Source organism: Exiguobacterium aestuarii, from assembly GCF_020171655.1.
In the GTDB taxonomy this organism is placed as follows: domain Bacteria; phylum Bacillota; class Bacilli; order Exiguobacteriales; family Exiguobacteriaceae; genus Exiguobacterium; species Exiguobacterium aestuarii_A.
Genome location: NZ_JAIVAC010000002.1, coordinates 58,940 through 84,729 on the forward strand (window position 1 = coordinate 58,940; position 25,790 = coordinate 84,729).

Sequence of the window (25,790 nt, forward strand, 5' to 3'; positions counted from 1 at the left end):
CGATGGGACTGGAATAGTCTGTCCGGATCTTCAAGATTACCTACCGGAGGTCGTCCGTTATTTCATGACACACGAAAAGCCCTGAATGCGTTCAGGGCTTCAACTATAATGAACTGAATGATTGGGATCAACAAGTCGAATGCGAGTGTACTCCTTAACGAGAGTACACTCGTTTTTTTATACTTGATCCATTTTTTTATGAGAAATCGCTTGTTCGTGTAGCAGACGCTCGAGAACGAGGATATAGACCAACGCCACGAGAAGACCGATTATACCAGGGAGAACAGCAATGAGTGCATCCTCCAAATATATTTTTGGAATCAGGTAAAGGAATAGTGACTTCACCACATTCATCAGTATCAGTGAGGTGAGCAAAACAAGCGTCACCGCTCTTTTTGATACATCCCCGAAGAATGGACGTCCTTCTTCCTCTCCTTTTGTTATACCTAGCCAAGATAACAAGTTAAAACCCCCTTAATCGATTCAGACAGATTACTCATTTTTAAATCCATTATATACCAATGATTAAATGGGATAAAAGCTGATAAAAAACGATTTCGCCTTCTGATTAGTATAGACCTAAAAAAGGCTACAATCCCCTATGCATGGATTGCAGCCAAATACGTTCTTTCTTCATACGCTCTTTTTTAACCAATCAAAATCTTCTCTTTCGGATAGCGAATCTTCCGGTCGGCTTGTCGTGCGACCGTAAAGAGAATCGTCAACGATCCGACACGTCCAAGGAGCATCATGAACATGATGAACCCTTTGCCGGCAGCATTCAAATCAGCGGTAATGCCTAATGATAACCCGACCGTCCCGAACGCCGACACCGTCTCAAACAGAATGGCGCTCGCTGGAATATGACCGTTCGTCAAAATGACGAGTGTCGTGATAATCAGGATGAAGAAGAAGCTCGAGATGGCGACAACGTATGCCTTTTTGATTTGAAACGCATCAATCGTCCGCTCCATAATGACCGTTTCTTTCTTACCTGCAATGAACGCCCACATGTCCGCGAAGATGACCGCTAGCGTCGTCACTTTAATCCCTGACCCCGTCGAAGCTGCCCCGGCCCCGATATACATCAAAATTAAAATCAAGCCGATTGAGGCAGGTGCCATCGTTGCGATATCAATCGTATTGAAACCGGCCGTACGTGTCGTCACGGCTTGGAAAAAGGTTACGTGTAGTGCCTCACCGATGGACCGCCCATAGAGAGAACCTTCGTTTGATACCCACTCAAACATCATGAGCACGAACCATGCCACCCCATTGATGACCAAAAGGGACAGAATCATAATCTTCGAATGGAGGGCGAGACGCTTCCACCCTCGCACTTCTGTCGCATCAGCAATCGTCGTGAACCCGAGACCCCCAATCATGATCATGAGGGCGATGGTCACGACAATCGCCGTGTTTTGTTCAAATGACATCAGACTGTCCGGGAACAACGCGAAGCCTGCATTGTTAAAGGCAGAGACGGCATGGAAAAAGCCGTAGTAAAGTGCCGCACCAAAAGAATAACTCTCTGTACTATATAGCTCGAACGTCAAAAACAGCATCCCGATAAATTGAACAATGACCGTCGTGAAGACGATATTTCGCACGAGACGAACCGTTCCACCGGGGCCGGCTAAGTTTAACGACTCTTGCAAGAGAATCCGTTGTTTCAATCCAATTTTCTTCCCTAATACACTGAGGAGCATCAACGCAATCGTCATGAACCCGAGACCCCCGATTTGAATGAGGGCGACAATCACCAATTCCCCAAACAGATTGAACGACGATCCGATGTCGACTGTCGACAATCCGGTCACGGTACCCGCGGAAGTCGCGATAAATAGACAATCAATCCAAGACACTGGTTCTTCTTGAGCAAATGGCATATATAAAAGTGTTGCCCCGATAAAAATCGCAAGTAAAAATCCTCCCGCGATAAAGCGAGCAGGTTTTTCAAACACGACTCGATAAAGTACCTCGATTCGCTTCAAGCGCATCTCACGCGCTGACAGTCTATGTCGCATCACGACATCCCCTTCACTTCTGTTATTCTAAGCCTCATGTTACTCCTCGCCTTTCTAAATGCCAACAAGAAAATGTATCTCTAACGCTTTCCTCGAATTTTTGGTATTATGGGAGATAGACTTTAAGAATGTTGAGGAGGTTGAATGAAACCGTGGACCCTAGTACGGTAGATCATTCGATAGAGGATGTCTCGCGAAGGTTGGAGCGCCAATCACAATGTATGCCCGCTCACCTTTATTTTCAGCTAGAAGAGTTACTCAATTGGTCACTTGAGCAAGAAGTCGTGAATCAATTGTACGCATTGTTAAAAAAATACGACGTATTAACCGATATAGAGCGTGAAGAACGAAACATCAGCATTCAAATGCTGATTGATGAAAACGGCGCTTAATCATCGGGAACGCATGTTGCGGGAGACGAGTAGCGTCTCTCGCTTTTTTTGTCCTGATTTATTTCGGAAAGGTGGAAAACAAAGACATGGATGTCGTTACGTTAGTCGGGCTCATACTCGGGTTCCTCACCCTCGTTGGTGGAATGTTATTAAAAGGAGCGGGTATCGCACCGCTGATCAACCCTGCCGCAATCGTTATCATTTTCGTCGGTACAGCTGCTGCGGTCAGTATCGCCGTATCGAAAGAACAGCTTCAAAATGTACCGAAGTTATTTAAAATCTTGTTCAAAAAACAAGAACTCCCAAGTAAATCTGGATTGCTTACACAATTTGTCGATTTATCGACGCAAGCTCGGAAAGAGGGTCTATTATCTCTTGAAACAGCACTCGAACAAGTCGAAGAACCATTTTTACGCCAAGGTATGATGATGGTCATCGACGGTCAACCTTCTGAGTATATTGCGGAAGTCATGTCACGTGACATCGAAAACATGGAACAGCGTCATAAGGCGAACGCCGACATCTTCACCCAGGCCGGGACATATGCGCCGACGCTCGGGGTACTCGGAGCCGTTATCGGATTGATTGCCGCCCTGAAAGATTTGTCGGATATCGAAAAACTCGGACACGCCATTTCGGCGGCCTTCGTCGCGACACTATTCGGGATTTTCACCGGGTACGTACTTTGGTTCCCGTTTGCCAATAAATTAAAGCAGTATTCGAAGAGCGAAGTCGTCATCAAAGAAATGATGATTGAAGGGATTTTATCGATTCAAAGCGGTGAATCTCCAAAAACGTTAGAAGATAAGCTGTCTGTGTATTTGTCTCCAAAGGAGCGAGCTGACTATGAAACGCAAAAAGAAGCATGATCATGAAGAACACATTCCAGAAGGTTGGCTCATTCCTTATGCCGACTTATTGACGCTCTTACTCGCGCTCTTCATCGTATTGTTCGCATCGAGTAACATCGACCAGACGAAGCTCGAGAAAATGTCGCGTTCGTTCAACCAAGTATTCTCTGGAGGTGTCAGTGTCTTTCAAGCTTCGACCGCCTCAAACAGCGACATCAGTCGAACGGATAAAACCAACACGACCGCCAACCCACGCACGTACGAACTCGCTCAGCTCGATGAGTTGAAAGAAGATGTGAACCAATACATTAAGAAGAACGGGTTAGAGAGCCAAATTAAAGCGACCATCAACTCGAGCGGTCTCGTCTTAACGATTCAAGACCGCGCCCTCTTCAACTTAGGAGAGGCGACACTTGATGCCGATGCTCAAAATGTGGCTCAAAACATCAGTCAAATCTTAGAGAAGGCTGGAAAGCGAGAAATTGTCGTCTCTGGTCATACGGATAACATCCCCATTAACACGGCCCGCTTCCCATCAAACTGGGAACTCAGTTCAGCACGTGCAACGGCATTCATGCGTGGATTATTGACGAATGATGCACTGAACCCGGCTCAGTTTACACTCGCAAGTTACGGGGAATTCAAACCAATCGCCACGAACGATACAGAAGAAGGTCGTTCGAAAAACCGACGCGTCGAAGTGTTGATTAAACCGCTCGTCGACTTATCGGAGGGCGAACCGAAAATGATTGAAACAATCACCTTACCGAACTAAAATCACCCACTCAAACGAGTGGGTGATTTGTGTTATTGCGTCAATTTGAAGTAACGTCTCGCTAGTTCTGTGAGCGGACTTTCAAACAAGCGTTTCCGCCAGTAGAGATCCGTCACTTTCTTCACCGCTTCACTGCGCGATGGATAAGGGTAAATCATGCGTGACAACTTCCCAATCTTATCGCCGCGTTGCATCGCATAGACGACGATTTGCATCCAGTCGCCAGCTGATTCACCAACCGCATGTGCCCCGATAATCTTTCCATTTTTCTTCGTGATGACTTTGACAAAGCCCGCCTCTTGGCGTTCGGCGATGAAACGGTCCACTTCCGACAGTTTCGCTTCATATGTCTCGATGTCATCCCCGTAACGCTCACGCGCTTCTTTCTCCGTCATCCCAACGTGAAATACTTCGGGATCTGTGAACGTGATCCAAGGAAGCTTACTGTAATCTACCTTGTTCCATAGTCCAAACAGTGCGTTCGCAACAACGGCTTTCCCTTCTTCGCCAGCCGCGTGTGTGAACGGTAACGTCTTGATCGTATCGCCAATCGCAAAGATATGCGGCTGTGACGTCCGATACGAAGAGGAGACATCGATGTATCCTTTCGTCACTTGAACGTTTGCACGATCGAGACGAAGCGCGTCGATGCGTGGCACACGCCCTGTCGCCATGAGCAGTTTATCTGCTTCATATTCGACTGTCTCGCCGTCCACCTCTGTCGTGACACGAATGCGACCGTCGACTTCATCGACCCGGTTGACCTTCACGCCGATTTTTAAGCGCATCGCCATCTCGAGTTGAGATTTTAGGTAAGTTGAGACGTCCTCATCTTCTTTTGGCAAGAACGCATCCTGTGCCTCGAGTACCGTAACTTGCGAGCCGAGTCGAACAAACGATTGTGCTAGCTCGAGGCCGACTGTCCCGGCACCGATGACAATGAGGCTTTCCGGAAGCGTCTCTTCTTCAAAAACCGTCTCGTTCGTTAAGTATGTGACTTGATCCAATCCGTCGATTGGAGGGACTGTCGGTTTTGAGCCGGTCGAGATGACGAATTTTTTCCCAATCAATAAATCGTCACCGACTTTCAATTCTGTCGGGCTTTGGAAAGAAGCCTCTCCGATGTAAACGTCGACCCCAATCTTTTCAAAACGTTCTGTCCCATCATGGTCTTGGATAATAGCGCGTGCCTTGTCGACTCGTGCTTTCGACATTTGATAATGCTCGCCTCCATTGAATTCTGTTCCGAGAACACGCGCCGCGCGCATCATCGCATTCGCTTCTTTCGAGGCTGCAATCAATGCTTTCGACGGGACACATCCGACGTGCAGACAGTCGCCACCTAAATGTTTGTTCTTTTCAACAAGCGCGACCTTCGCGCCTAAGTTCGCTGCTCCTGCTGCTACCGTCATCCCAGCGGCACCACCGCCGATGACAATCAACTGATAGTCCTTCATCGAATCAACCTCCGGTATCGTTCACTCACATCTTCCATCCGCTTCCGATTCACGCCAAAGTCTGAATAGCCGACACGTGACGCAGACCGAAACTCGACTTGTTGAGTGGAATCATCAAATAGAAAATTCACATCATCTTTAAAACGCATCACTTTCGAGGTCACCACATAATGAAGGCCCTCATCTGTTTCTTTGATCAGTTCGGCCCGTGGCAATTGGTTCATTGCCATCTTGATTGCTTCAATTGATTGACCGCGACTCCCCGCATATGGGAGCGGAGACATACGCAACTCTTCAATCGAGGTTTGCGTCGAGACGGCGTTTGGACTTCCTTTTAACGGCTTCAATGACTGATTGGCCATAACAAAAACCTCCCTCATTCTACATACATCTATATATGTAGCCTGAATTCGGGAGGTTTAACCCTATTAATGTAGTTCGCTCGGGTCGAGAGGTAATAAAACCGTCACGGTCGTCCCGTGTCCGACCTCACTCTCGATGACGAGTTTTCCTTCATGTGCCTCAATCAACTCTTTGGAGATGGCGAGTCCGAGACCGCTACTCCCTTCCGTCACATGGGCTTGATAAAACATTTCGGTGATACGCTGCAAATGCTCACGTGAGATGCCAGGACCTTCATCGATGATCGAGATGAAGGCGACACGTTCTGATTGAACGAAACGGATAGTCAATGTCCCGCCATCCGGTGAAAAGCGAATCGCATTCTCAAGAATGTTCAGGAACACTTGTTTCAATCGATTCTCATCAAATAGCCCGACTGACTTTTGAGGATAACGTTCGATGAGTGTAATGCCTTTGTCTTCGAGCGACTGCTTTAACTGCAACGTCACTTTTCGCAACAAGGAGACTAAATCGAGTTCCTGACGATACAAGACCAATCGACTCTCTTCAATCTTCGTGTAATCGAGAAGCTGCTCTACAAGACCAATCATGCGCTCTGTTTCCGAATGAATGATACTCAGACCAAGCTCCGTTTCTTCAGACAACTTCTCATCGCCACCTCGAATTGTCTCCGTCCATCCTTTAATCGATGTGAGCGGTGTCCGCAATTCATGGGAGACGCTCGAGAGAAACTCATTACGTGTCGACTGGTGCTGCTGTACTTTCGCACCTAAATACGTAAGTGTCCGAGCCAATGCCCCAAGCTCATGTTTCTCATTCGACTCCACAGCGACGTCGAAATCACCTTGAGCCATCTCATCCGCCGTTTCGATGATTTGACGAATCGGACGGACGAAACGATCAGCAATGCGAATGACCGTATAGAGTGCGAGTAACCAGATGAGGACACCAATCATGACGACGGTCATCCAAATCTCACGAATCAGCGTATCTAGGTCTTCAAGCGGGCGTGTAAAACTAATCGCGAACTCTGACGTATCGTTCGTCATAATCGGACTGGTGACCGATAAGTAATGCTCGTCACCGACGTCATAGTCCTGAACGACCGACTCACCTCGTGACAGCTCTTGCAATTGTTCTTGTGAAAAAGATGCCTGCCTCGTCCGTTGACCGGTCGTCTTGACGATTGAACCGCTCTGGTCGACAATCGTCAAATCGGTTCCGGGATATCCGAATGTCCGGACGAGAACGGAAAAGGCACTCGGCGTCTCAAACCCGACTTGGGCTTGAGGATATAAATATGCACTCGTAGTCGCATGACTGAGTAACGCTTCCGACTCATACTCGTAATAGTATCGATATGTCCCGTAAGACAAGACACTGACGAGTAAAAGCAAGACGATCGTCACGACAATCATCATGCGAATAACTAACTGTTGTTTCATGCTTCATGTCTCCGCCATTTATATCCGTGACCCCATAATGTTTCAATATAAATCGGATGACTCGGGTCATCTTCGATTTTTTGACGCAAGCGACGAATGTTAACGTCGACGGTCTTGCGGTCACCGAAGTAGTTGACGCCCCATACGGCATCGAGTAGTGCATCACGCGATAAAACAATTTCCTCATTTTGAACAAGATGACAAATCAAGTCATACTCGGTCGGCGTCAAATCGATCGATTGACCGTACTTCGTCACTTGCTTCGCCGCAAGATCAATCGCGAATGGGCCTGACTTCAACCGCTTCGAGTCTTTTCGTTTCACTTTTTCCACGCGTCGCAGCAACGCTTGAATGCGTGCTACCAATTCGCCTGGACTGAACGGTTTGGCGATATAATCGTCCGCCCCTTTTCCGAGTCCTTCGATTTTATCTTCTTCGAGCGTCCGTGCCGTCAACATGATAATCCCGACGTTTTCATCGATATCTCGAATGGCCGCACATGCCTCGAACCCGTCCATCTCCGGCATCATAACGTCTAATAAGACAACATCGAACGGTTCACGGTCAAATGCGGTGACCGCCTCTCGTCCATTCGTCGCTTCGAACACATCGAAACCGGCTCGTTTTAAATTCACAATAATGAAGCTGCGAATCGCATGCTCGTCCTCAGCTACTAAAATTCGATTCATATTTACACCTCTTCTAGAGTTCACTTCTCTACATTATAGTTACGTTTTTGCGACAAGGTTGTCAATTGACCTTAAAAAGGTTTAGGATGGAGTCATTAGATTCTGAAGGAGGACCCCCTACTACTATGAGTTACAAGATGATTGTATTGGATATGGATGATACGCTCCTCACGAGCGACCATACGATTTCCCCTAAAACAAAAGAAGCACTTCTCGATGCGCAAGAGCGCGGCTATAAAGTCGTGCTCGCAAGTGGCCGCCCAACGTTTGCAATGTGGGATGCAGCCCGTGAATTAGAACTTGCGAAGTACGGTAGCTTCATCTTATCGTTCAACGGTGCCTCGGTCATCAATTGCGCGACGAACGAGGAAATTTTCTCGAGCACGCTTCAACCGGACACAGTCGCTCATCTCCATGATATCAGTGAACGGGAAGGAATCGCGATTCATACGTACGTCGGTAACGAAATCGTAACCGATCGCCCGAATCCGTATACGGATATCGAAGGTGAATTGACAGGTATGCCGGTCGTTCATGTCAACGACTTTAAAGAAGCCGTAACAGCACCTGTCGTCAAATGTTTGATGCTTGCCGATGGTGACACCCTTGCTCCGATCGAGACGAAGCTACAAGAAGAGTTGGCTGGAAAATTGGCCGTCGCTCGTTCAAAACCGTTCTTCCTAGAGTTCACGGAAGCCGGTGTCACAAAAGGGACAAGCCTTGCTTTCCTAGCAGATCAACTCGGCATCGCCCAGAAAGAAGTCATCGCTTGCGGTGATGGAAACAATGACTTGACGATGATTGAATGGGCAGGTCTCGGTGTTGCGATGGGTAACGCCAATACGACAGTCAAAGGGAAAGCGGACTTCATTACGAAGTCAAACAACGAAGACGGAATTGCGCATGTCATCGAGACATACATGGCGGACGTACTCGTCACGCAATAAGCTTCTGGTTGTAGAAAGGGAGGAAGTAAGATGAATAAAGGGTTGAAACGCGCTGGAGTCGGGCTGATTGGAACAGCGGTCGCGGGAGCGGCTTATGTGTTCCTTTCACCTAAACCAGCAACACGTTTAATCAAAACTTCGTTCGCAGGGGGGAACGAAGTGGAGATGAAGGGATTCGAGGAAGTCGTTCAAAAGACGTCTGTCCGAAAAGACATCGACTACTTGTCTTCTTATGACAACGGGACGTTTGATTTGATTCGCTATGAAGGCGACCGAAAACCTGTCCCAACAATCTTTTGGGTGCATGGTGGTTCGTTCGTCGGTGGTGATAAATCTGACGTCTTAAAATACGCCACCTCGATTGCGAGTAACGGCTACAACGTCGTCAGTATCAACTACGCGCTTGCGCCAGATGTAACGTATCCGACACCACTTCAGCAAATGGAAGAAGCGTATACATTCATCGCTGAAAACAACGATCGATTCCGTCTCGATTTGGACCGCGTCTTTTTCGCGGGTGATTCGAACGGTGGACAGCTCGTTGCACAGTTTGTCGGGATTCAGTTGAATGACGACTACTCGCCTTCAGCCGAAGTCAGACAAGTTGTACCGAAATCGTCTATCCTTGGAACCATCTTATTGTCTGCACCATTCGACTTGAAACGTTCATGGCTCGAATCATCGAAATCTGTGAACCGCTTCTTGTTCAAACGCATCGGTTGGGCTTATTTCGGCACATACAACTGGGAAACACTCCCGGTCGTCGCTGAAGCTTCGCCGCTCGTCAACGTACCTGCCACATTCGTTCCGACGTTTATCGCTGACGGAAACGACCATTCGTTTGAAGATCAGGCGAAAGAATTTGCAACAATTCTCTCAGGTCGAACGGATGTGACGACTGTATTTTATGACCGGAACGAACACGAACTCGGTCATAACTATTACTTCGAAATGGACCGCCCGGCGGCAAATTCGACGTATCGCCGTCTGATCACGTTCTTACGTGAAACGACGAATCAATCCGTATAAAAATAAGCGACGTTCTCTGTTCAGAGAGCGTCGCTTATTTTCGTTAGCGTAACAGTTCGAACGCGCGTCCAATCAATTCATTTCGAGAAGGAGATGTATGACGAAGTGCTTCAAGTCGGTCAATCAAGGCCTGCTTCAATTCCTCGTCTTCTACTAACTCCAGACATTCAATGTGTAACAACCACGCATCCGGGTGCTCGGATAAAATGTCTGGAACGAGACCATCAATCGATTCCCCGCGTTCACGCATGAGGTGAATGCGATTGAACATCGGGTCATCTTTCGTCCATACACGTTCATCCCGTTCGATGATCACCGGTTTTTCAATGATCGTCAATTCTTCCACCGTCGTCCCAGGGAAGACCGATGGAAGTGAATCGACGCGTACTTCGAGTGAATCGAGTGAGATCGTCCGTCCTTCTAGTTGAACGGTCACCCCTTCGAGCATGTCCGATGCACATGCTTGACGAAGGGTCATTCCGTCCTCGAGGAGATCATCGCGGTCTAGCGCCGATTCCGTGTCATGGACAATGAGAAGTCCGTGACGTTCTCGTTTCGTCAACTGACCATTTTTTACGACTGTGCACTCATCCCATTGGATGAGCGTATGTTCCTTCGATTCTGTCATGTGGCGAACGATGCCGACACGTTCTGAACCGTCCTCGAGTCGAATCGTCGATTGACTTCCCGACGCCAATGCTTTTGTGACCGATTCAACCCCACCTTTTCGAATGGCCATTCTCCCCTCTAATTCATCTAAAACGGAAGAAAGCGTCTCAAAGTCTGGAATGACGAATAGTTCTTTTTGCATATTCGTCACGTCTTGCTTCGTCTGTAGCGCATGCTCCAAATCAAATGGATGTTTGACGACCGCATCGGTCAGACAGTGACGGCTTTCACCGACAGATGACAAGAGGCCCGCCCCGTAAATCATCGGATTCTCAAGGTCACCAATCAATCCAAATTCAACTGTCCACCAAAAGATGCGTGCGACTTGTTGTGCCTCTGAAAAACCGGTCACTTGCGCTTTCGCTTCGTGTACCGCTCGTTCTGCCGCCTCGATGTCTTGTTCCGTTGAGTTGGCGTTCTCTTTCACGATCGTCAAGCGTTTCAACGCCGCGAACGAAGCATGCTCTTCTCGGTTCATGAACGCCTTCGCTCCTAGTTGTCCGAAACGTTTGACGATTTCCGAGAACGTCGGGTCCATCAGCATCGGCGCGTGACCTGCCGCCTCATGAATGATATCAGGTGCTGGACTGTATAAAATATTCTCGACTTTTCGAATGTCCGTCGCGACCGGCAGCATTCCGTTCCCTTGGAAATCAAAAAAGGCAACGCCTGGAATGAGTCCATCCACTGCGACCGTCGACCATCCCGCTGCCCGCATCTCATCCGTCATCTGTTCGACGTTCGGTAATCGGTCTGGTCCCATTCCCGTCCGTTTTAAACCTTCGATGTAAAACGGGTGCGCCTTTCCTTCTAACGTATGCAGATTCAAGCTTAAAACGAAGCGCCAGACGGCGTGATCCGTTGGTGTGTATTCATTGTAAAACTGCGGTGAAATATGTGGGGCAAGATGTGCTGGAATCGATTGTGTCAACATGTGAAGTCCTCCTTTAAAGTCAAAAAATCCCTATCGATTCAATCGATAGGGACGACAAAGCCGCGGTACCACCCTGGTTGCTAGAGAATATCTAGCCGCTTATTCCGATAACGGGGGACCGCTCAATCATGAGAGCTCGGGAACTGTAATTCGATTCATCTTTTGGGCGTGTTCGCAGCACCACACGCTCTCTGAGCCAGGGAAGATGTCTCTACTTCGGTTCCTTCTTCGCATCTAATACGTATTCATTTCTCTATCTTTTGTACAGTTATGCTGTTATGCATATATGCTTTTAAGCACTAAAGTGACGTCTTGTTAGTTACTGTACCAAAGGTTTTTCGATGCGTCAACAAAAAACAGTCTACGAATTTTCGTAGACTGTCAAAGACACCAATCGATCGGGGACTGTCCCCACTCGTTTAAAGCGTCATTCACTTGAGAAAACGGCTTCGAACCAAAGAATCCTCGGTGGGATGACAATGGACTCGGATGAACGGACGTGAGCACTTTATGCTGCTCCCCAATCCATTTCATTTTCTTCTTGGCGTCATTCCCCCACAGGATAAATACAATCGGCTCTTCACGACTCCCAAGCCGCTCAATCACCGAGTCGGTGAACTGTTCCCACCCTTTCCCACGATGCGAACCCGCCTTTCCCGCTTCGACCGTCAGCGCTGTGTTCAAGAGGAGGACTCCTTGTTTCGCCCACTTTTCTAAATTCCCACTCTTCGGAATGTCACATCCGACGTCATCCTTTAGTTCTTGAAAAATATTTCGTAACGATGGCGGAAAACGCACCCCATCCTGTACAGAAAAACTGAGGCCATGCGCTTGGTTTGGTCCATGATACGGGTCTTGCCCTAAGATCACGCATTTCACGTCACTGAATTTGGTATAGATAAAAGCGTTCCAAATGTCTTCACGGTTCGGATACACCGTCGTCTCTTCATACGCTTGATCGACGAATTGCTTCAACTGTTGGAAATAAGGTTGACTCATCTCGTCTTGGATGATGTCTGTCCAATCCCCAAGTAATCGACTCGATAACTGCTCTCCCATTGCATACTCCCCTTTCCCTTTGTATGATACCCAAAATGAGTGCATACAAAAAGACGAGTCGATCGACTCGTCTTTCGCATTATACTGTTACTGCGCCTGCAACTTCTTTCGCAAGTGCTTCTGCTTTCGCTTTCGCGTCCGCAACGATTTCTTCGATTTTGTCTGGGTATTGGTTCATCCCTTCAACCGCTACCGTCGTCACTTCAGACACACCGACGAACGCGAGCGCTTGACGGAGGTATGCATCTGCAAAGTTAAGGTCAGTTCCTGTGTAGATCCCACCTGTTCCTTGGATGTGGATCGCTTGTTTGTTTTCAAGTAAGCCGACAGGACCTTGCTCTGTGTAACGGAACGTTTTACCTGCCATGAGGACGCTGTCGAGGAACATTTTCATGCGTGCCGGGAAGAAGAAGTTCCACATTGGCGTCGCGAATACATAAAGGTCCGCTTCCATGAACTTCTCGAGCATGCCGCTCATTGTGCCTACTTTTTTCGCTTCTACGTCAGTGAGTGCTTCGCCTGATGCGAATTTGCCCCATGCGCTGAGCACGTCTCCATCGATTTCTTGTACATCGACATCGTAGAGTTCGATCGCTTCTACTTCGATTGATGCGTTTTCAGCCTTGAGCGTTGATACGAATGTTTCTGCAACTTGTTTGCTGTATGAAAGTTCAGTTGGTTTCGGGTTAGCCGATACATATAATACTTTAGTCATCGTGTAATCCTCCATTTGGTAATCTCTAATTTTTTTCAATAACAGTTAGAACTATATCATCTGTATATCTCATCGTCAATTATTTTAACTTCAAGATATTAATGAAAAAAGCAACGGGCTTTATTTGCCCGCTGCGTTATAACCGACTCGTTTCAATAACGAAATCAATTGTTCCGTCTCTTCATCGCTTAACGGTCCGTATATATCTTTAAAGATTTCGATGTGCTGTGGATAGACGACATCCATGAGCGCCTTCCCATCCTCTGTTAACGAGGCGTATGTGACGCGACGGTCGGACGGACAGGCGATTCGTTCAATCAGCCCACGCTTTTCCAACTTGTCGATCACGTATGTCACGCTACCACTCGTAATCAAAATCTGGTCCCCGATTTGTTGTAACGGGGTATCTCCTCGTTTATACAAAACGGATAAAACACCGAACTCTGTTGAATTTAACTGGTGGCGTCGTAAATCTTCTTTCACACGATCGCTGATGGCATCCATCGTTCGTGCGAGAACGACCCATGCCTTCAATTCAAGGGATTCAATCATGTCGGTTTCACCTCAATTCGTTCATCATATATCACTAGTATAGCAGGACTTATGCAGTATAAGCCGGGAAAAATACTTCGTCAAGGAACTTCTTCATTGTCGCGTATGTCGGAAACGTTTAGAATGGTAGTATTGTGATTTTAAGAAAGGGTGGACCGTATGCGTGAGTATTACGAAATTTCATTGACGATTAAACGGGAGTTTTTGCATGCTGTCATCGATTTGTTGAATCGGGAAGGCATCGCACCGGACTATGCGCTCGAAAAGGAAGGCGCGGTCTTTTTATTGTTCAATCATTTACCTTGGCCAAACGTGACCCGTGAACCGCACGCCGTGGAACGTTTCTTGTTGACGTTGAAGCGATCGGATTATTTATTCGTCAAAACGAAACGTAAATCACCGGTCCCTGACCATGAACCGGTCGCCTGCATGGGCGCCCTCGTTTCTCCGTTTCATGAACATCTGCGTATCGAACTCGCAGTGGATGAGTCTGAAGCGAGTCATTTAGATATGTCCGCATTCCGTCATTATTAAACGAACGACATGTTCCAATCCCCATGAAGATCAGCCGAAAGTGCTGACGATCATGGGGATTTTTTAGGAGTAATCGATTTCGCAGACGGGAATAAAGGACAGTATTCGAACCGAAAAGGAGATATGTTGGAATGGACACAGTCATGTTAATCGTCAATCCATCCTCAGGAAAAGAATTGGGGGAACAACACGCGACACATGCCGAGGAAGTGTTGCGTGAACGATATGGACACGTCGATGTCCGCTTCACGGAGAAAGAACAGGATGCGACGAACTTTGCACGAGAAGCAGCGGAAAAACAATATAAAGCCGTCATTGCGATGGGTGGAGACGGGACGTTGAACGAAGCGGTCACCGGACTTGCGGAAGCGCCTCATCGTCCTGATTTTGGACTCATCCCGCTCGGTACGGTCAATGACCTCGCCCGCGCACTTGGTGTACCAAATGATCCTAAAAAAGCGATTGAAGCTCTTCGTGATGCTGAACCGACACCGATGGATATCGGAAAATATGAGAACGGCTATTTTATGAACGTCATTGCCATTGGTCTCATTGCCGAGGCGGTCGATGAAGTTAGCGTGGAAGAAAAGACAAAGTGGGGGCCATTCGCATATCTAATTGAAGGCGTGAAGGCGTTCCGCGAACATAGTCCTTATGCGTTGTCGATTGAAAGTGAGGACGGTCAATTTGATGGCGAAGCTTATCTCGTCGTCATCGCCTTGACGAACTCGGTCGGAGGATTTGAGAATTTCGAACCGGACGCGCGACTGAATGACGGTCTATTGCACGTCTATATTTTTGAAGAACTCGGTCTAAAAGACGCACTTCAATTAACGCCTGCCCTGTTCACAGGAAAATTAAAGGAAACGGACAGTGTCACGTCATTCTGTACGACACGGGTGAGCGTCAACTCGCCTGAATCCCTTCCTGTAAATGCAGACGGTGACACTGGTGGAACGTTGCCATTTACATTTGAAATTTTACCGAGTCATTTAAACGTATTGAAGCCCGTATAAGAGAAGGACTTTTATGAACGAAACCGAATGTTAACAAGCGAGAAAGGAGAATGACCTATCAACATCTCGCTTGTTCCACTTACAACAGCATCCGACGAAATCGTCGAGACATTCAATCGCTGGAATAATGACCCACAAATCGTGCATTTGATTCGTCCGAGTCGGTCTGAAGAAGAATTGACCGCTCATTATGAGATGACGGTCGAAGATTTAGAGGATCGTCTTCTGACACATGATATTTTTCTCATTTATGCAGACGACCATCTCGTCGGCGAAATGAACGTCATGTATGACCCTCCTCATCTGTACCGCCAAGAACCTGGTACGGCATGGCTCGGATTTGTTATCGGGGAATCCGTAGGACGTGGCAAAGGCGTGGGCACGGAGTCCCTTCGTTTGCTGGAGGAGAAACTGCGGGCGCAGGGGACTCCTCGCATGGAGCTCGGCGTGTTCGCCTTCAATCACGCGGCCCATCGTCTCTATTCGAAACTCGGTTATCAAGAAATCGGACGAATCGAGCACTTCACTTACTGGGACGGTCAATTCTGGTCCGACATCCGGATGGAAAAACGACTCAACTAAAAAGCCCTTTCACGTCACGTGAAAGGGCTTTGACTTAGTTGTTCAAGTTCTCGACTTCGACGATTCGGAAGCCTTTTTGTTCAAGCTTGGCAACAACTTTGTTCTTCATGTCTTCTTCGCAATCCGGTGGTAACGTCACGAGTACGCGACGCAACACCTTACTTTTTGCATCAAGCGTCATCAAGCTTGCGATTGACGTATACTTGTTCACGATTTTTGTAATCTTCTCGAGCGCTCCTGCCTGTTCGCTCAAGGCAATCGTCAAGACGTAGCTACCTGTGTCACGACTCCATGCCTCCTCGAGCATCCCAAGCATCTTCCCGTGCGGAAGAATACCATAAAACTCATTGCTCTCATCTTTCAATACAGCAATGTATGGCAATTCTTTGATCGAGAAAAAGACTTCGAAGAAGCCGTCGGATTCATGAACGTATTTTTGCGTATTTTTAATGAGCGTCATCACATTATCGTCCATGTTTTCCCCGTTCATTCCATGACGATAAATATGCATCTTATAAATGTTACCGCGGAAAAATTTCCCCGTCTCGTCTAAAACAGGCACACAACGATATCCTGTTTCTTCAAGCGTATGAAGCGCTTCCCGCAATGTTGCCTTTTCACTGATCGTGACAACATCTTTCTTCGGGATACATAAGCTATGCACTAACATGCGTTTTCCTCCCAGCCAATAATAAAGTGGTCTACACCCTATTCATTATTATTCCCCAAATATGATGAACATCCTGCATACTTTTTCTGAAAAGTTATGAACACTTCTTGTAATCCTTGCATTTGTCGGAATACGAAAAAGTCGTTATAGTGAAACTATCCAAACAGACAAAGGGGATGGACGATTATGACGATGAAAAAAGCATTGACGATTGCCGGTTCTGATACGAGCGGCGGCGCGGGTATCCAAGCCGACCTCAAAACGATGGAAGAACTCGGTGTGTACGGTATGACAGCTTTGACTGTCATTGTGGCACAAGATCCACATAACGCATGGAACCACGAAGTCTTTCCAATCGACACGACATTGATTGAGAAACAAATCGATACGGTGCTCGCTGGGATCGGAGTCGATGCAGTGAAGACGGGAATGCTCCCGACACCTGAAATCATCGAACTCGCAGCACGTAAGATTAAAGAATACGGAATCGAGAATGCCGTCGTCGACCCGGTCATGGCATGTAAAGGTGCGGATGAGATTCTTGACCCGAACGTTGCGGTCGCGATGCGTCAACATCTCGTACCAGTTGCAAAAATCATCACTCCAAACTTATTCGAGGCGCGTATGCTCGCTGGCCTCGATAAAACACCATCGACGATGGACGAAATCAAAGAAGCGGCTCGTCTCATCCATGAGCTTGGCGCTGAAATCGTCATCGTCAAAGTCGGTGGCAAACTTGGTTTCGACACAGCATTCGACGTCTTGTATGACGGAAACGAATTCCGTCTACTTGAAAGTGAAAAAATCGAGCCTGCGTTCACACACGGCGGTGGATGCACGTTCTCTTCTGCCATCGCGGCTTCTCTCGCAAACGGCCATACGGTCGAAGAAGCGATTGAAATCGGAAAAGAATTTATCACAGAAGCAGTTCGTCACTCATTCCGTCTCAACCAATATGTCGGACCGACGAACCATACGGGATACCGTAAAAAAGTAGCAACACAATCGTAAACAGATGACCCGGAACGTGACGTTTCGGGTCATCCTTTCCATTGGAGGGACAGACGTGAAAGCGATTCAACCTGATCACATTCAGCAATATTTAGACAATCATGTCGCAACACCACTTTTCGTCCATGTCGAGACGACAAACGGTGCCTATGCGACACATAACGACCCGGACTTCCATAACGCCGGGATGTTTATCCGTAATGCCAAAATCGAATATAGCATCGGTCAAATCAAAGGAAATGGACCTTACCGTGTTGGCTTAAAACTTGATCACGGCTGGCTCTATGTTGAAGGATTGACCGACTATGAGGTGCACGGCGAACAGTTACTACTCGCTGGTCACGATCGTCTCGGTCGACTGGCGTGTGCGCTGCATATCGATATCAAACCGCTCCCACAAGGAGCATCGGAGGTGGAGAATCAATGAATGGACCATTACTCGTCATTTTCCCACACCCGGACGATGAAGCGTTCAGCTCGGCCGGAACGATCATCCAACATCGTCAAAAAGGACTCCCGGTCACGTATGTCTGCTTAACACTAGGCGAAATGGGACGCAACATGGGTTCCCCAATCTTTACGACGCGTGAGGAGCTCCCTAAAATTCGAAAGCATGAACTTGAAGAAGCTTGTCGGATGATGGGCATCGAAGACCTGCGCATGTGGGGACTTCGTGATAAAACCGTTGAATTTGAGGATGAGGCAGAGCTCGCTGGTCGCTTCCGCGCCTTGATTGACGAGGTGAAGCCGGAAACGGTCATCTCGTTCTATCCAGGATATGCCGTCCACCCGGACCATGAAGCGACAGCTCGTGCTGTCGTACGAGCACTTCAGGAGATGGGAGAGTCACGCCCTGAGTTTTTAGGTGTCGCCTTCGATCGTCGCACAGAAGAAGAACTCGGACAACCTCACGTGATCGTCGATGTGACGGAAGAGAGCGAGCAGAAAAAAGACTCCCTCTTTGCCCATCGTTCTCAGACGGAAGGTCTACTTCGCGCGATCGACAACGCAGAAAACGCCCACGTCATGGAGTTACTCCAACGTGAGCGCTTCTATCATTATCCGTTCTCATGATTCATAGGCTAGACGAGTCATATAAAGCAATGCCCCAACGGTCCCAAGACCGATTAACGTTCCGAATACTACAACGATTTGTCCCATGTTTTCACCTCTTCTAGACTGTACGAACAATTTCATTCATTGGTTTCAAACACGTGCCATTCGCACGTGTTTTTTTAGAAATACAGAACGTAAATCACGATGGCCAATACGATTCGATAGACCGCAAACGGCATCAATTTCACTTTGTTGATCAACTTCAAAAAGAACTTAATCGAAATAAGCGCGAACAGAAACGCACTGATGAACCCGACGATAAACACCGGCAATGTATCGAGCGTAAAGTACGTCCATTTGCTGTAGAGTGACAAGGCGCTCGCGCCGAACATGATCGGTACCGCCATGATGAACGTAAAATCTGCCGCTGCCCGGTGACTCATCCCGAGGAGGACGCCACCAGAAATCGTCGAGCCCGACCGCGAGAATCCTGGCCATAACGAGAAGCATTGAATCAATCCGACACCAAGCGCTTGCTTATACGTGATGTCATCGAGCGTTGCAGTCGTTTGTCGTTTCACACCTGATAAATCTGCGGCAATCATAAAGAAAGCCCCAATCACTAACCCAATCAACACCGTCTTGACCGAGAAGAGGTGTGTATCGATGTAATCTTCGAACAATACACCGAGGACGCCAGCCGGAAGCAGTCCAATCAAAATATGTATCAGGTTTAATTGGCGTACTGCCTCGTTTTGTCTTAGTGTGAACAGCGACTTCGGGTTCAGTAACGCTTTGAATCGGTTTCGAAAGACGACAACGACCGCTAAAATCGAACCTAATTGAATGACGATTTTAAACGTGTTCGCCACTTCCTGACCTAAAAACTGACTCGAGTTCAACCAAAGCCCGTCCACGAGAATCATGTGACCCGTCGACGAGACCGGAGCAAATTCGGTCAGTCCCTCAACGACCCCTAACAAAAAGCCTACGAATAACTCATACCATTCCACGATGTCTCTCCTGTAACTCTTTAGATTGTTCTCATCATACACTTCTCCTCACCATCTTGCGTCCGTCTTAAGACGTAAAAACAGGCATGGCTTATGGCCCATGCCTGTGAGAATTATCGTGCAGTCGCATGAACGACCCACACAACAAGTCCAATCATTGAAAACGCCAAAAATAGCGACGCTGTCGTCCCTATAATAAAGACAATCCCTAATCCGAGAATGCCAAGATGCCACAGCATCGAGACAGATGATTCCGTCGTCGCTCGAATGGATGAAGGAACTTGATGGTGTAAAAGTCCATAATAGAGCGGCTCCATCGCCCCATATAGAAGTGCCAACAATCCCATGACACCAATTCCGATTGGACTCGGAAATAAACCAATGAAGAGAAACCCGCCACCTATCATCCAACCGAATCGCTTCAACCAACGTTCCGAAGGCGCAACACGCACGATGGTACCTGCGAACAGTTGTCCAGGTAACTGGATCAAGAGCAACCCACTTGAAATGACACCGAACCAATAAATCGGAACGGACACATCGCGAGCGTACAGTTGCCAAAATTCATCGATGAAGTTAAAAGCGGATACCGCTGCCAAAAAACTGATTGTGACATAACGAAGTTGTCGGTTTGACCAAATGAATCGGAACCCTTTGAACAAATGCTGCCACGTCAAACGTTCCTCCCGCTCTCGATGAGTCGGTTCCACGAGAAATACACTACATAGTGTCGCCATCATCAAACTCAAAATCGAGATTCCATAGTTCCACTCCAAGGGAAGGTACTGAGCCAACATACTACCACTCAATGCTGCCACCACAGCAGCCACAATCCCAATCGCGTTCAGCTTCCCAAGAACCCGTTCGAATGACGACGCTTCGTGACTTTCCTGTAAGGACTCGTATAGCAGCGCATTCTCTGCCCCACTTCGAATGACCGACCCAACGGCCGAACAGCTGATTGCGACAAAGAAACCCGTGAACGTGAACGAATACAAAATGACGATAAACGACAGCCATTCTAACGCGACACCGATTTGGACAAGTCGACGCCGTGCCGTATGGTCCGCCCATACACCAGTCGGTACTTCGAACAGAACGATGATGAGCGCATATACCATCTCTAAATAAACGACTTCCTGAATGGAGATGCCCCGTGACTCCCAGAACAGCCGTTCAATCACGTATGCGGGAATCAAGCCTTCAAACCAACGAATCCATCCTAATCGGACAACGTTTCGACGAACTTAACTAGGTGAACGTGCTCGTTTTCTCATTTGAATCTCCTCCTTACTTGTCTATTCCCGAAAACACAAAAAAACCACGAGATTCCTCTCGTGGTTGACGTGTTATTTCAATAAGTTGAGAATCTCGCGATTGAATGCCGGAATATCGTCCGGTTGACGGCTCGTCACGAGCTGGTTCTGACAGACGACGACTTCTTTATCCGCATATTTGGCACCGGCATACTCCATGTCGACTTTAATCGATTTGTAGCCGGTCGCGTCACGACCTTCTAACGTCTTCGCCGTAATCAACAGCTGTGGTCCGTGACAGATGGCAAAGACAGGTTTTTTCGCATCCATGAAGGCTTTCGCGAACGAAACGAAACGTTCGTCCTCACGCAACAAGTCAGGAGAGAATCCGCCTGGTAAGAGAAGGGCGTCAAAATCTTCTGGTGATACATCGTCAATCGATTGATCGATGTTCACTTTCGCCTCTCCTTGCTTCCCTTCTACCGTGTTGCCTGCTTTCTTCTCGATCGTCACGACGTCATGTCCCGCATCCACCAATGCGTCACGGGGACCCGTGAATTCTACATCTTCAAACATATCTGTAATGAGCGTTGCTACTTTTGCCATGTTCTAAACACTCCCTCTGTTTGTTTTATGCACATAGGGACTGTTCCACTGGCACGAATCACTTAAACATCATTGCATGCATTCAACGGAACTTCGAGACGTACGGATTGTCGCGTTCAAAGAAGCGATACGGGTAGTCACGCGCCTCGCCCGTGTTTGGAATCCCGATGCGTGGACCCGCCTCAATCACCATTCCCGTCTCACCTTCAGCAAGATAGAGCGGGTCTTGTTGGAACGAGTGACCATATAAGTCCATCGTGATCCCGAGTGCTTTCGTCAACTTCCCTGGTCCGTTCGTTTGGTCATATCGTTTCACCCCAGGACGGTTCGAAGCAATCCATTCATGTCCTTGAATCGGTTCGACGGCTCGAATCAACACGGCTTCCGGTGTACCAACCGAACCACTGACCACGTTCAGGAGCGTATGTGTATGCATTTGATACGTGTATACATGCCCAGGCTGTCCGAACATGACTTCCGTCCGTTTCGTTCGACGCCCTCCGAAACTATGTGCCGCCCGGTCGATGGCACCGAGGTAAGCCTCTGTCTCGACAATCTTCGCGATGATGTCACCTTCTGGGTGTCGCCGCACCAAATATTGGCCGAGTAAGGCGCGTGCCAATTCGAGTGTCGGTTGTTCATAAAATGCTAGATCGAGTCGCTTCATCGTTCCACCTCCCTTTCTCCTATTTTCTCAAAAGTCATGTCCTGCACACAAAAAAGATGCCCTGCATGGCAGGACACCTCGATATTACGATGCGATTTTAAGTGATTCACGTTGCTTCCCCAATCGGACGTATCCCAAAATGATGGAGAAGACCGGGCTGAGCCAAAGGAAGAACGCAAATGGGGCGTATTCCAATACAGGCACACCGAGTGTCGCTGCGAAGAACGCTCCGGAGACACCCCACGGAATGAGCGGGTTAATCACAGTCCCGCCATCCTCAAGCGCACGTGACAAGTAGCGTGGATCGATCCCGCGATCGATGAACCCTTGTTTGAACGCCTGTCCTGGCAAGAGAATCGACAAGTACTGTTCCCCTGCGAGCAAGTTGACACCGATCGAGCTGAGGACGACCGATAGAACCGAACTTCCTGGTGACTTCAAGCGCTCGAGCAACGATTCAACGATCGCTTGGAACACACCGAGTTCACGTAACAGTCCTCCGAATGCAAGGGCGATCAAGACGAGGCTGACCGACCAAAGCATCGATTCGAGACCACCACGATCGAGTACCGTCGCAATCGTCTCATTCTCGACACCTGACTTGAATCCAGACTGCATGACACCGAGCCAGTTCGAGATGCTCCAGTTGCCTTGAACAAACCCTGCCGTCAACACACCAGCGAACATCCCGATGAGCATCGTCGGCAAAACTGGCATGCGGCGGAACGCAAGCACTGCGACGAGCACAGGGGCAATTAATGTGAGCCAAGAAAGGTCGAAACGTCCGCTGAGCGCAACTTGTGCTTCCGCGATTTGAGTCGTATCAGCAGTTTGACCGCTACGTCCGAGGAACGTGAATAAAATCAGTGTGATGATGAACGCTGGAATCGTCGTCCCCATCATGAAGCGAATGTGGTCGAATAGTTTGACACCAGCCACTGCTGGCGCAAAGTTTGTCGTGTCCGACAACGGGCTCATCTTGTCTCCGAAAAGCGCACCCGATACGATGGCACCTGCAGCGAGAGCTGGCGAGATGTCTAGTGCCGTCCCGATTCCGAACAAGGCGACACCGACCGTTCCGACTGTAGTAAACGCACTTCCTGTGAATGTTGAGACGATCATCGTAATCAATAAGACACTTGGTAAGAACCATTCAGCAGAGATTGTATTTAATCCGATGGAGAGGATCGTCGCGACCGTCCCGGACATTTGCCATACTCCGATGAGCATCCCGATCAATAACAAAATCAATACCGGCATGATAGCTTCACGAATCCCGTTGATCATCGCCGTCTCAATCTGTTTGAAGTCGCGTGAACGATAATACGCGTATCCACCTACTATTACCATTGTGCCAAAAATCGCCATATGCGGCGTCGCTTTGGCCAAAAACATCAGTGCGAGCAAGGTGATCCCGCTCATCAACACGACGAATACAGCTTCTTTTCCTTTCATCTGCATCGACGTCCCCTCCTTTCGTTATATCCTAATTATTTATTATTTCACCTAACCGCTTAAACGCTTTTATGCACAAAAGCACGTCAGTGATGTTTTTTACTATACTCGCTTCCTTTCTCCCTGTCAAACGTCTTTTTATGATAAATTATATGCTTGAGGGTGACCTCCGGAGTTCGTAACCTCCTCCGACATCAAAACTAGCGAAAAGGAAGTGTGCTTCATGCAACACGAAAAAGCATTGGTCGTCTTCAGTGGTGGCCAAGATTCAACCACTTGCCTATTTTGGGCAAAACAACAATTCTCCCATGTGGAAGCGGTGACGTTCGCATATGGTCAACGCCATGATGCGGAAATCGAGGTCGCAAAAGAAATCGCGGCAGAACTCGATGTCCCACACCACATCCTCGACTTGTCCCTACTCGGACAACTCACATCAAATGCGCTCACGAGACACGATCTTGACATCGACAATGCGGACGTCCCAAACACGTTCGTCGATGGACGCAACCATCTATTCTTATCATTTGCGGCTGTCATGGCCAAACAACTCGGTATGCATCACATCGTGACCGGTGTATGTGAAACGGACTTTTCAGGTTACCCGGATTGCCGAGACCAATTCATTAAATCACTCAACGTGACACTTAATTTAGCGATGGATTATCCATTCGTCATCGACACTCCGCTCATGTGGCTCGATAAAAAAGAGACGTGGGCACTCGCGGACGAGCTCGGTGCCTTCGACTACGTCAAAGAACGTACGCTCACTTGCTACAACGGTGTCATCGGTTCAGGCTGTGGAGAATGTCCGGCGTGTAAGCTTCGCCAAAACGGGCTCACAGCTTACGAGGAGGTGCGCGTATGAAACATGCTCCATTCCTCGCCCCGACCAGTGTCGAATCGAAGCAAGAAGGGTCGCTCATCTACTGCCCGCATCGTGTTCAAATCGTCAAAGAAGTGACGTTCGACGCGGCACACCACTTATTTGATTATGATGGCAAATGTCGCGCCCTTCATGGTCACACATATAAGCTCCAGATGGGTGTCAGCGGTTTTCTCGACAATCGCGGGATGACGCTCGACTTTGGTGACTTGAAAAAAATCTTCAAAGAAGAGCTTGAGCCATATCTCGACCATCGCTATTTGAACGAGTCACTCCCTTATATGAATACAACTGCAGAAAACATGTGCTATTGGATTTTTGAACAACTGGCGACACACTTGCCAAATGAACGCGACGTGCGCGTCGAATTCGTCCGTTTGTATGAAACGCCGACGTCGTACGCTGAGTTCCGCCGTGAATGGTTGGTGGAATCGTGAAAATCCCTGTTTTAGAAGTGTTCGGACCGACCTTCCAAGGAGAAGGACGTGCCATTGGACAGAAAACGATGTTCGTCCGGACCGCCGGTTGCGATTATCGCTGTTCGTGGTGCGATTCTGCCTTCACATGGGACGGTTCAGAAAAGCCGGACATGCTGACGGCGGACGAGGTCATCGTTCGCCTTGACGCACTCGGTGCGTACGATTACGTCACCATCTCGGGTGGAAACCCGCTCCTCATCGCGGCCATGGAGAACCTCGTCGTGAAATTGAAAGAGCGTGGCGTCACACTCGCCGTCGAGACGCAAGGTAGCCGCTATCAAGAGTGGCTCACACAGATCGATGACGTGACCCTCAGCCCGAAGCCTCCTTCATCTGGCATGAAGACAAACTGGGAACAACTCGACGCCATCGTCGAACGGTTGCGCCCGGAGCAGACGACATTCAAAGTTGCTGTCTTTGATGAAGTGGACCTCGCTTACGCGAAAGAAGTACAACAACGCTATGCACCGGACGTCATGTATTTATCTGCCGGTAACCCCGAGCCAGGTGCTGACGGTGATATCACCGATGCCCAGCTCCGTCGTTTAAAACAATTGTGGGAAGACGTCGCACGCGACCCTTCATGGCAAAGCGTCCGCGTCCTACCACAACTACACACATTACTGTACGCCAACGAACGTGGCGTCTAAGGAGA

At 48.3% G+C, this 25,790-nt stretch carries 30 protein-coding genes and 1 other annotated feature; of the genes, 14 read left to right on the forward strand and 16 right to left on the reverse strand.

From position 1 onward, the window contains the following. Positions 1–177 precede the first annotated feature (177 nt). On the reverse strand, positions 178–462 hold the full coding sequence (locus tag LCM29_RS11265; protein ID WP_224862901.1) for a hypothetical protein: 285 nt from the start codon (positions 460–462) through the stop codon (positions 178–180). Positions 463–647: 185 nt separating this feature from the next. Then, positions 648–2,027: a TrkH family potassium uptake protein gene (locus LCM29_RS11270; RefSeq protein WP_214695929.1), complete on the reverse strand. Its 1,380-nt coding sequence runs from the start codon at positions 2,025–2,027 to the stop codon at positions 648–650. Positions 2,028–2,227: 200 nt separating this feature from the next. Between LCM29_RS11270 and LCM29_RS11275 the strand changes: the two genes are divergently transcribed. The 3 genes from LCM29_RS11275 (at position 2,228) to LCM29_RS11285 (ending at position 4,045) form a co-directional block, all read left to right on the forward strand. After that, positions 2,228–2,419: a hypothetical protein gene (locus LCM29_RS11275; RefSeq protein ID WP_224862903.1), complete on the forward strand. Its 192-nt coding sequence runs from the start codon at positions 2,228–2,230 to the stop codon at positions 2,417–2,419. Positions 2,420–2,505: 86 nt separating this feature from the next. After that, entirely contained in the window at positions 2,506–3,288 is a 783-nt protein-coding gene (motA, locus tag LCM29_RS11280) for a flagellar motor stator protein MotA (protein ID WP_074034258.1), read from the forward strand. Continuing rightward, on the forward strand, positions 3,266–4,045 hold the full coding sequence (locus tag LCM29_RS11285; RefSeq protein ID WP_214746984.1) for a flagellar motor protein MotB: 780 nt from the start codon (positions 3,266–3,268) through the stop codon (positions 4,043–4,045). Before motA ends, LCM29_RS11285 begins: the two co-directional genes overlap by 23 nt. 32 nt (positions 4,046–4,077) lie before the next feature. Here the strand turns inward: LCM29_RS11285 and LCM29_RS11290 are convergent, their stop codons facing one another. The 4 genes from LCM29_RS11290 to LCM29_RS11305 form a co-directional block, all read right to left on the reverse strand. After that, positions 4,078–5,502 carry a dihydrolipoyl dehydrogenase family protein gene (locus LCM29_RS11290; protein ID WP_224862905.1) on the reverse strand — a complete coding sequence of 475 codons (1,425 nt, stop codon included), beginning with the start codon at positions 5,500–5,502 and terminating at the stop codon, positions 4,078–4,080. Then, positions 5,499–5,864, reverse strand: coding sequence for a DUF1499 domain-containing protein (locus LCM29_RS11295; RefSeq protein WP_214695922.1), 366 nt, complete (start codon positions 5,862–5,864; stop codon positions 5,499–5,501). Before LCM29_RS11295 ends, LCM29_RS11290 begins: the two co-directional genes overlap by 4 nt. A 66-nt stretch (positions 5,865–5,930) precedes the next feature. Further along, on the reverse strand, positions 5,931–7,310 hold the full coding sequence (locus tag LCM29_RS11300) for a sensor histidine kinase (protein ID WP_214695920.1): 1,380 nt from the start codon (positions 7,308–7,310) through the stop codon (positions 5,931–5,933). Then, on the reverse strand, positions 7,307–7,999 hold the full coding sequence (locus LCM29_RS11305) for a response regulator transcription factor (RefSeq protein ID WP_026824524.1): 693 nt from the start codon (positions 7,997–7,999) through the stop codon (positions 7,307–7,309). Before LCM29_RS11305 ends, LCM29_RS11300 begins: the two co-directional genes overlap by 4 nt. Positions 8,000–8,124: 125 nt before the next feature. On the opposite strand from LCM29_RS11305, the gene LCM29_RS11310 reads away from it, so the two are divergent. Both LCM29_RS11310 and LCM29_RS11315 read left to right on the forward strand, forming a co-directional pair. Then, a complete protein-coding gene (locus LCM29_RS11310) occupies positions 8,125–8,946 on the forward strand; it encodes a Cof-type HAD-IIB family hydrolase (protein WP_214876331.1) in 822 nt (273 codons plus the stop codon). A 30-nt stretch (positions 8,947–8,976) separates the two neighbouring features. Further along, positions 8,977–9,975 carry an alpha/beta hydrolase gene (locus tag LCM29_RS11315; protein WP_224862908.1) on the forward strand — a complete coding sequence of 333 codons (999 nt, stop codon included), beginning with the start codon at positions 8,977–8,979 and terminating at the stop codon, positions 9,973–9,975. A gap of 43 nt (positions 9,976–10,018) precedes the next feature. Here the strand turns inward: LCM29_RS11315 and LCM29_RS11320 are convergent, their stop codons facing one another. The 4 genes from LCM29_RS11320 to LCM29_RS11335 all read right to left on the reverse strand — a co-directional run bounded on the left by LCM29_RS11320 (position 10,019) and on the right by LCM29_RS11335 (position 13,904). Further along, entirely contained in the window at positions 10,019–11,578 is a 1,560-nt protein-coding gene (locus LCM29_RS11320; protein ID WP_224862910.1) for an aromatic amino acid hydroxylase, read from the reverse strand. A gap of 44 nt (positions 11,579–11,622) precedes the next feature. Then, positions 11,623–11,816: a binding site (T-box leader), on the reverse strand. A gap of 143 nt (positions 11,817–11,959) precedes the next feature. Beyond that, positions 11,960–12,637, reverse strand: a complete 678-nt coding sequence (locus LCM29_RS11325; RefSeq protein ID WP_214876438.1) for a uracil-DNA glycosylase — start codon at positions 12,635–12,637, stop codon at positions 11,960–11,962. A 79-nt stretch (positions 12,638–12,716) separates the two neighbouring features. Continuing rightward, the gene (locus LCM29_RS11330; protein ID WP_015880490.1) at positions 12,717–13,352 is read right to left on the reverse strand and encodes an FMN-dependent NADH-azoreductase; all 636 of its coding nucleotides are present in this window, start codon (positions 13,350–13,352) and stop codon (positions 12,717–12,719) included. 120 nt (positions 13,353–13,472) lie between these two features. Continuing rightward, entirely contained in the window at positions 13,473–13,904 is a 432-nt protein-coding gene (locus tag LCM29_RS11335) for a MarR family winged helix-turn-helix transcriptional regulator (RefSeq protein ID WP_214746962.1), read from the reverse strand. Positions 13,905–14,063: 159 nt separating this feature from the next. On the opposite strand from LCM29_RS11335, the gene LCM29_RS11340 reads away from it, so the two are divergent. From LCM29_RS11340 to LCM29_RS11350, 3 genes are all read left to right on the forward strand, one after another. Next, on the forward strand, positions 14,064–14,438 hold the full coding sequence (locus LCM29_RS11340) for a hypothetical protein (RefSeq protein WP_074034233.1): 375 nt from the start codon (positions 14,064–14,066) through the stop codon (positions 14,436–14,438). Between the two features lie 131 nt (positions 14,439–14,569). After that, on the forward strand, positions 14,570–15,454 hold the full coding sequence (locus LCM29_RS11345; RefSeq protein WP_224862912.1) for a diacylglycerol/lipid kinase family protein: 885 nt from the start codon (positions 14,570–14,572) through the stop codon (positions 15,452–15,454). Positions 15,455–15,553: 99 nt separating this feature from the next. Next, the gene (locus LCM29_RS11350) at positions 15,554–16,036 is read left to right on the forward strand and encodes a GNAT family protein (protein WP_318247831.1); all 483 of its coding nucleotides are present in this window, start codon (positions 15,554–15,556) and stop codon (positions 16,034–16,036) included. Between the two features lie 34 nt (positions 16,037–16,070). On the opposite strand, the gene cbpA is transcribed toward LCM29_RS11350, so the two are convergent. Further along, entirely contained in the window at positions 16,071–16,706 is a 636-nt protein-coding gene (gene cbpA / locus LCM29_RS11355; protein WP_214695898.1) for a cyclic di-AMP binding protein CbpA, read from the reverse strand. 186 nt (positions 16,707–16,892) lie between these two features. Here cbpA and pdxK point away from each other — a divergent pair, with 186 nt between their 5' ends. From pdxK to bshB2, 3 genes are read left to right on the forward strand one after another with little or no spacing between them, the layout of a single operon-like run. Beyond that, positions 16,893–17,717: a pyridoxine/pyridoxal/pyridoxamine kinase gene (pdxK, locus tag LCM29_RS11360; RefSeq protein WP_214785603.1), complete on the forward strand. Its 825-nt coding sequence runs from the start codon at positions 16,893–16,895 to the stop codon at positions 17,715–17,717. A 55-nt stretch (positions 17,718–17,772) separates the two neighbouring features. Further along, on the forward strand, positions 17,773–18,144 hold the full coding sequence (locus tag LCM29_RS11365) for a YojF family protein (protein ID WP_214695888.1): 372 nt from the start codon (positions 17,773–17,775) through the stop codon (positions 18,142–18,144). Then, positions 18,141–18,791 carry a bacillithiol biosynthesis deacetylase BshB2 gene (gene bshB2 / locus LCM29_RS11370; protein ID WP_074034220.1) on the forward strand — a complete coding sequence of 217 codons (651 nt, stop codon included), beginning with the start codon at positions 18,141–18,143 and terminating at the stop codon, positions 18,789–18,791. The genes LCM29_RS11365 and bshB2 overlap by 4 nt, the downstream gene beginning before the upstream one ends. 161 nt (positions 18,792–18,952) lie before the next feature. On the opposite strand, the gene LCM29_RS11375 is transcribed toward bshB2, so the two are convergent. The 5 genes from LCM29_RS11375 to nhaC all read right to left on the reverse strand — a co-directional run bounded on the left by LCM29_RS11375 (position 18,953) and on the right by nhaC (position 23,776). Further along, a complete protein-coding gene (locus tag LCM29_RS11375; RefSeq protein WP_224862914.1) occupies positions 18,953–19,786 on the reverse strand; it encodes an undecaprenyl-diphosphate phosphatase in 834 nt (277 codons plus the stop codon). A gap of 113 nt (positions 19,787–19,899) precedes the next feature. After that, positions 19,900–20,970 (reverse strand): MFS transporter, encoded by a 1,071-nt coding sequence (locus LCM29_RS11380; RefSeq protein ID WP_224862916.1) that lies wholly within the window; start codon positions 20,968–20,970, stop codon positions 19,900–19,902. A gap of 165 nt (positions 20,971–21,135) precedes the next feature. Beyond that, entirely contained in the window at positions 21,136–21,648 is a 513-nt protein-coding gene (locus LCM29_RS11385) for a type 1 glutamine amidotransferase domain-containing protein (protein ID WP_026824537.1), read from the reverse strand. A gap of 82 nt (positions 21,649–21,730) precedes the next feature. Then, complete coding sequence (locus tag LCM29_RS11390; RefSeq protein ID WP_224862918.1) at positions 21,731–22,315, reverse strand: DNA-3-methyladenine glycosylase; 585 nt, start codon at positions 22,313–22,315, stop codon at positions 21,731–21,733. A gap of 84 nt (positions 22,316–22,399) precedes the next feature. Then, on the reverse strand, positions 22,400–23,776 hold the full coding sequence (gene nhaC, locus LCM29_RS11395; RefSeq protein WP_224862920.1) for a Na+/H+ antiporter NhaC: 1,377 nt from the start codon (positions 23,774–23,776) through the stop codon (positions 22,400–22,402). A gap of 217 nt (positions 23,777–23,993) precedes the next feature. Here nhaC and queC point away from each other — a divergent pair, with 217 nt between their 5' ends. The 3 genes from queC to queE are packed head-to-tail and all read left to right on the forward strand — an operon-like array spanning position 23,994 to position 25,785. Further along, positions 23,994–24,638, forward strand: coding sequence for a 7-cyano-7-deazaguanine synthase QueC (queC, locus tag LCM29_RS11400; protein WP_015880476.1), 645 nt, complete (start codon positions 23,994–23,996; stop codon positions 24,636–24,638). Next, positions 24,635–25,093: a 6-carboxytetrahydropterin synthase QueD gene (queD, locus tag LCM29_RS11405; RefSeq protein ID WP_015880475.1), complete on the forward strand. Its 459-nt coding sequence runs from the start codon at positions 24,635–24,637 to the stop codon at positions 25,091–25,093. Before queC ends, queD begins: the two co-directional genes overlap by 4 nt. Further along, entirely contained in the window at positions 25,075–25,785 is a 711-nt protein-coding gene (queE, locus tag LCM29_RS11410; protein WP_224862922.1) for a 7-carboxy-7-deazaguanine synthase QueE, read from the forward strand. The genes queD and queE overlap by 19 nt, the downstream gene beginning before the upstream one ends. Positions 25,786–25,790 lie beyond the last annotated feature (5 nt).

Coding starts and splice junctions, on each gene's coding strand:
- LCM29_RS11300 (WP_214695920.1), bottom strand. CDS start 7,310: ATGAAACAACAGTTAGTTATTCGCATGATGATTGTCGTGACGATCGTC.
- LCM29_RS11385 (WP_026824537.1), bottom strand. CDS start 21,648: ATGGCAAAAGTAGCAACGCTCATTACAGATATGTTTGAAGATGTAGAA.
- queC (WP_015880476.1), top strand. CDS start 23,994: ATGCAACACGAAAAAGCATTGGTCGTCTTCAGTGGTGGCCAAGATTCA.
- LCM29_RS11315 (WP_224862908.1), top strand. CDS start 8,977: ATGAATAAAGGGTTGAAACGCGCTGGAGTCGGGCTGATTGGAACAGCG.
- LCM29_RS11335 (WP_214746962.1), bottom strand. CDS start 13,904: ATGATTGAATCCCTTGAATTGAAGGCATGGGTCGTTCTCGCACGAACG.
- LCM29_RS11290 (WP_224862905.1), bottom strand. CDS start 5,502: ATGAAGGACTATCAGTTGATTGTCATCGGCGGTGGTGCCGCTGGGATG.
- motA (WP_074034258.1), top strand. CDS start 2,506: ATGGATGTCGTTACGTTAGTCGGGCTCATACTCGGGTTCCTCACCCTC.
- queD (WP_015880475.1), top strand. CDS start 24,635: ATGAAACATGCTCCATTCCTCGCCCCGACCAGTGTCGAATCGAAGCAA.
- LCM29_RS11325 (WP_214876438.1), bottom strand. CDS start 12,637: ATGGGAGAGCAGTTATCGAGTCGATTACTTGGGGATTGGACAGACATC.
- nhaC (WP_224862920.1), bottom strand. CDS start 23,776: ATGCAGATGAAAGGAAAAGAAGCTGTATTCGTCGTGTTGATGAGCGGG.
- LCM29_RS11330 (WP_015880490.1), bottom strand. CDS start 13,352: ATGACTAAAGTATTATATGTATCGGCTAACCCGAAACCAACTGAACTT.
- LCM29_RS11320 (WP_224862910.1), bottom strand. CDS start 11,578: ATGTTGACACAATCGATTCCAGCACATCTTGCCCCACATATTTCACCG.
- LCM29_RS11310 (WP_214876331.1), top strand. CDS start 8,125: ATGAGTTACAAGATGATTGTATTGGATATGGATGATACGCTCCTCACG.
- pdxK (WP_214785603.1), top strand. CDS start 16,893: ATGACGATGAAAAAAGCATTGACGATTGCCGGTTCTGATACGAGCGGC.
- LCM29_RS11295 (WP_214695922.1), bottom strand. CDS start 5,864: ATGGCCAATCAGTCATTGAAGCCGTTAAAAGGAAGTCCAAACGCCGTC.
- cbpA (WP_214695898.1), bottom strand. CDS start 16,706: ATGTTAGTGCATAGCTTATGTATCCCGAAGAAAGATGTTGTCACGATC.
- LCM29_RS11270 (WP_214695929.1), bottom strand. CDS start 2,027: ATGCGACATAGACTGTCAGCGCGTGAGATGCGCTTGAAGCGAATCGAG.
- queE (WP_224862922.1), top strand. CDS start 25,075: ATGGTTGGTGGAATCGTGAAAATCCCTGTTTTAGAAGTGTTCGGACCG.
- LCM29_RS11345 (WP_224862912.1), top strand. CDS start 14,570: ATGGACACAGTCATGTTAATCGTCAATCCATCCTCAGGAAAAGAATTG.
- LCM29_RS11305 (WP_026824524.1), bottom strand. CDS start 7,999: ATGAATCGAATTTTAGTAGCTGAGGACGAGCATGCGATTCGCAGCTTC.
- bshB2 (WP_074034220.1), top strand. CDS start 18,141: ATGAATGGACCATTACTCGTCATTTTCCCACACCCGGACGATGAAGCG.
- LCM29_RS11390 (WP_224862918.1), bottom strand. CDS start 22,315: ATGAAGCGACTCGATCTAGCATTTTATGAACAACCGACACTCGAATTG.
- LCM29_RS11285 (WP_214746984.1), top strand. CDS start 3,266: ATGAAACGCAAAAAGAAGCATGATCATGAAGAACACATTCCAGAAGGT.
- LCM29_RS11340 (WP_074034233.1), top strand. CDS start 14,064: ATGCGTGAGTATTACGAAATTTCATTGACGATTAAACGGGAGTTTTTG.